The sequence below is a fragment of the Streptomyces hygroscopicus subsp. hygroscopicus genome, assembly GCF_030269125.1.
GTDB lineage: Bacteria > Actinomycetota > Actinomycetes > Streptomycetales > Streptomycetaceae > Streptomyces > Streptomyces hygroscopicus_C.
Genome location: NZ_BSSM01000037.1, coordinates 1 through 3,564, shown reverse-complemented (window position 1 = coordinate 3,564; position 3,564 = coordinate 1). Strand labels below are relative to the sequence as shown.

The 3,564-nt window shown below is 71.4% G+C and carries 5 protein-coding genes; 3 read left to right on the top strand and 2 right to left on the bottom strand.

Annotated elements, in window-relative coordinates; all coding sequences use genetic code 11:
- Window positions 1–127, top strand: a 127-nt coding sequence (locus QSK45_RS37915; RefSeq protein ID WP_285563213.1) for an adenosylhomocysteinase, incomplete at its 5' end; no start/stop codon positions are given.
- Window positions 128–318: 191 nt separating this feature from the next.
- Window positions 319–930 carry a hypothetical protein gene (locus tag QSK45_RS37910; protein WP_285563508.1) on the top strand — a complete coding sequence of 204 codons (612 nt, stop codon included), beginning with the start codon at window positions 319–321 and terminating at the stop codon, window positions 928–930.
- A gap of 60 nt (window positions 931–990) precedes the next feature.
- Here QSK45_RS37910 and QSK45_RS37905 read toward each other — a convergent pair whose 3' ends face one another.
- Entirely contained in the window at window positions 991–1,935 is a 945-nt protein-coding gene (locus tag QSK45_RS37905) for an RDD family protein (protein ID WP_285563507.1), read from the bottom strand.
- A gap of 146 nt (window positions 1,936–2,081) precedes the next feature.
- On the opposite strand from QSK45_RS37905, the gene QSK45_RS37900 reads away from it, so the two are divergent.
- Window positions 2,082–3,089 carry a stage II sporulation protein M gene (locus QSK45_RS37900; RefSeq protein WP_285563506.1) on the top strand — a complete coding sequence of 336 codons (1,008 nt, stop codon included), beginning with the start codon at window positions 2,082–2,084 and terminating at the stop codon, window positions 3,087–3,089.
- Window positions 3,090–3,274: 185 nt separating this feature from the next.
- Here QSK45_RS37900 and QSK45_RS37895 read toward each other — a convergent pair.
- Window positions 3,275–3,564 (bottom strand): hypothetical protein (locus QSK45_RS37895; protein ID WP_285563505.1); only part of this gene is annotated, 290 nt, incomplete at its 5' end.

Sequence of the window (3,564 nt, the reverse complement as noted above, 5' to 3'; positions counted from 1 at the left end):
CGAGAAGGTCGCCCGCCTCCACCTCGACGCCCTCGGCGTCAAGCTGACGACGCTGCGTCCGGAGCAGGCCGCGTACATCGGCGTGGAGGTCGACGGCCCGTACAAGCCGGACCACTACCGCTACTGACCGCCCCCGAGCCGCGTCACCGCGTCTCGGCCAGGTCCGCGTCCGCAGAGGCAGGCCCCCGCACCCCCGTGCCGGGGGCCTGCCCCTTTCGGCCGGTCCGGTCCGGCCCTTCCCGCGCCCGTCCGGCGCTCACGCCCCCCGGACCGACGTACCGCGGCGACGACCCGAGCCCGTCACGACCCAGGACCCCCATGCCCCGCGGCCGCTATTCGCTCCACGATCCGCACGATCACACCCCCCTCGGAGAAGAACACTTCCAGTGCGCCCCCGGCCCGTCCGGCTGGCGCTACGTCTCACGGCTGACGACCCCCGCCGGCGACGACCGCGGCTCGGTCGACCTCGCCCTGGACGACCTCGGCCGCCCCATCCGCCTCGAACTGCACGCGGGTGGCTGGCAGGTGCGCGGTGCCGCCCTCGACGGCGTCACCTGGGTTCGCACCGACCCCACCGGAACCCATGCCACCGAAGGCAATGCGCGCGCCCACGCCTTCACCGGCACGTCCCCCGCGTTCCTCGTGGCCACCGCTCGCCTCCTGCGCCTCACCCCCTCCTCCGCGACCCGCGTACGACTCGTCGCCTTCACGGACCCGGTCCTCGCCCCCCGCACCGTGGACCAGTCCTGGGCACTGGTGGACAGCGAAGCACACGCCACTGACAACGGCCCCCTGATCGTGGAGGAATACCAGGTCAGCGTCCTGGACACGGGCGAACAGCACTCCGTCCACATCGCCGGCGACGTGGTTCTGGCAGCGCCGGGGATCGAGCTGGAGGACCTGGAGTCACCGCCGTCGACGTTCCGCTGAGGAGCGGGTGCGCACGTCCCTCCGCGCGGGCGGCGAAGGGACACGGCCGCACCCAGGGGCCTATGCGGGCGGCGCGAACCCCGTGGCCGGCCGCTCGCCCGGCTGCTCCCGCCGGGGCGGCGCGGCCGGCGGCACGGCGGACGACCGCGGGGGGACCGGCGGCGTCGCGGCCCGGTACACGGACGGGTCACCGGCCTCCGCCTCCCGCTCCGCGCCCGCCCGAACCCCGGCCGGGGTCCCGCCCGGTGCGGAACCGTCCGCGCCGAAGGTCTGCCGGGACTCCCGCGACTGCCGCTCGTGCACCACGGCGGCGAGGAAGACGGCCGGCGGCAGATCGGCGGGCAGCGGAGCCCCCGTACGCGCCGCGAGATCACCGGCGAGCCGCTGCGCCATCTCCCCGGCCACACCGGGATCCAACTGCCGCATCCGCGTCAGGTACTGCCGTACGGCCAGCCACAGCCCGTCCGGGACCGCCGACAGGTCGAGACCGGCGAAGCGCCGCGCCAGATGCGGCGGGGGAGGCGCGATGAGGCCGGTCTGCGCCACCGGGATCCGTTCCCGCACGACGAGGGTCCCCGCGAACACGTCCCCGAGCCGCCGCCCCCGCGCCGACACCAGCGACGCGATCGACGCCACCGTGCCGAACGTCATGACGATCTCGACCGCACCGATCGCGCCCCGCACCAGCGCGTGCCGGAACCGGATCGGGCCGCCGTCGTCCCGCACCACGCGCAGTCCCAGCGCCATCTTCCCCAGGGAGCGGCCGTGGCTCAGCGTCTCCACCGCGATCGGCACCCCGATCGGCACCAACAGGAACGTCGCGATCCCGAGCGCCGCCTGCGCGGCGCTGTCCAGGGAGGACGTCGTCACCACGAGCACCATGGTGACCGCGACGTACGCGACCATCGCCGCCGCCAGGTCGAGCAGCACGGCCAACGCCCTGCTCGGGAACTTCGCGGGCAGCAGTTCGAGCGCCACCGCCTCACCGGTCACCAGCTCGCTCATGCCCGCCCGTCCTTCCCCTGGTCCGCCCTCGTGGGCGGCAAGTCTGCCAAGCTGTGGGCGCATCACGCGCCAGTACGACAAGCTGACAGCAAACACGATCATCGACGACGAGCGGTCGCCGACCGGCCGAGGAGCAGGCAGACCCGATGGACCTGGACGTCTTCGTCTCCGCACACCGAGCCGAATGGGACCGCCTCGACGCCCTGCTCCGCCGTCGGCGCCGCCTCGACGGCGCCGAGGCCGACGAACTCGTCGCCCTCTACCAGCGCACCGCCACCCACCTCTCGCTCATCCAGTCCAGCGCCCCCGACCCGCAGCTGACCGGACGGCTCAGCCAGCTCGTCGCCCGCGCGCGCAGCGCCGTCACCGGCACCCGCAGCGCCTCCTGGCGCGATGTGACCCGCTTCCTGGGCCAGGGCTTCCCGGCCGCCGTCTACCGCACGCGCCGCTGGTGGATACCGACCGCGCTGCTCTCCACGGCCCTCGCGATCCTGCTGGGCTGGTGGATCGGCGCCCACCCGGAGGTGCAGTCCTCCATCGCCGCGCCCGGCCAGCTGCGCCGGCTGACCCGTCCCGGAGGGGAGTACGAGACCTACTACTCCAGCCATCCGGCGGCCGCCTTCGCCGCCCAGGTGTGGACGAACAACGCCGAGGCGGCCGCGCTCTGCCTGGTCCTGGGCGTCTTCCTTGGCCTGCCGGTGCTGTGGATCCTCTTCGAGAACATGCTCAACCTCGGGGTCGGCTTCGGCCTGATGTCATCCGCCGGCCGCCTCGACACCTTCCTCGGCCTGGTGCTGCCGCACGGCCTGCTGGAACTGACCGCCGTCTTCGTCGCCGCGGGTACGGGACTGCGCCTGGGCTGGACCCTCGTCGATCCCGGTCCCCGCACCCGGCGCGCCGCGCTCGCGGAGGAGGGCCGGGCCGCGGTGGGCATGGCGATCGGCCTCGCCCTGGTCCTGTTCGTCTCCGGCTGCATCGAAGGCTTCGTCACCCCGTCTGGCCTGCCCACCTGGGCCCGCATCGGCATCGGTGTCGTGGCCGAGGTGGCGTTCCTGACGTACGTCTACGTCCTCGGGGGCCGCGCGGTACGTGAGGGCGAGACGGGTGATCTCGACGCGGCGGACCGCAGTTCCGCCGTGCCCACCGCCGCCTGATGTGCGTCCGACCCTCCTGAGCTGCTAGTCTCCTCTCATCCCGCAGCAGCCGTTGACACGGATGGCGTGGGGAGGTAGATTTAAACAGTTGCCTAGAACTGGACAGGTTCGGTGGCGGCCGATAGACTCTACTGGCTTCCAAGAAGTCGCTACCGACATTCGGAAGAAGCATCCTCCCGATTAACTCAGAATGAGTGGCCGGTCAGACCGGCCGAAGAGTTCTGATAAAGTCGGAACCGCCGGAAAGGGAAACGCGAAAGCGGGAACCTGGAAAGCACCGAGGAAATCGGATCGGAAAGATCTGATAGAGTCGGAAATACCGAAGGGAAGCCCGGAGGAAAGCCCGATAGGGTGAGTACAAAGGAAGCGACCGTTCCTTGAGAACTCAACAGCGTGCCAAAAGTCAACGCCAGATATGTTGATACCCCGTCCATCGGATCACCGATGGTCGAGGTTCCTTTGAAAAAACACAGCG

Coding starts and splice junctions, on each gene's coding strand:
- QSK45_RS37905 (WP_285563507.1), bottom strand. CDS start 1,935: ATGAGCGAGCTGGTGACCGGTGAGGCGGTGGCGCTCGAACTGCTGCCC.
- QSK45_RS37910 (WP_285563508.1), top strand. CDS start 319: ATGCCCCGCGGCCGCTATTCGCTCCACGATCCGCACGATCACACCCCC.
- QSK45_RS37900 (WP_285563506.1), top strand. CDS start 2,082: ATGGACCTGGACGTCTTCGTCTCCGCACACCGAGCCGAATGGGACCGC.